Origin of the sequence: Pseudomonas sp. SIMBA_068 (genome assembly GCF_046534705.1) — a bacterium.
Lineage (GTDB): Bacteria > Pseudomonadota > Gammaproteobacteria > Pseudomonadales > Pseudomonadaceae > Aquipseudomonas > Aquipseudomonas putida.
Genome location: NZ_JAWRYI010000083.1, coordinates 1 through 404 on the forward strand (window position 1 = coordinate 1; position 404 = coordinate 404).

A 404-nucleotide genomic window follows, 5' to 3' on the forward strand; every position below is an offset into this window, starting at 1 on the left:
GAGCACCGAGTTCCTTCAGTCCTTCCGTTGTTTCGATAGCAAAATCAAACGTTTGACCAGCGATAATTTTTTCAAGTAGTGCACGGTCGGGATTATCATTTAGCGTTTGCATGGTCTGCCTCAGTTCGCCCCTGCCACACACTTCTGGCGCTGATGCCCGAGACCCGAAATTTCACCGACCATAACGTCACCTTCAGTGAGATAACGATTGTAATGGGTGCCATTACCGGCAGGAGAACCGGTACAGATAATGTCGCCGGGTAAGAGTTTTGCATACTTGGAGATGTATGCAATTTGCTTTTCAATATTAAAAAGCATATCTGCGCTCGTCTCGTCCTGCATAACCGCACCGGAAACCGTGAGCTTCATAAGCAGATCATACGGATTGTCGATGAAACACTTAG

The 404-nt window shown here is 47.0% G+C and carries 1 protein-coding gene; it reads right to left on the bottom strand.

The genetic code is table 11. The features are described 5' to 3' along the window. Positions 1-120: 120 nt before the first annotated feature. Positions 121-404: fumarylacetoacetate hydrolase family protein (locus tag SB756_RS28260; RefSeq protein ID WP_410912796.1), on the bottom strand; the 284-nt coding region annotated here is incomplete at its 5' end.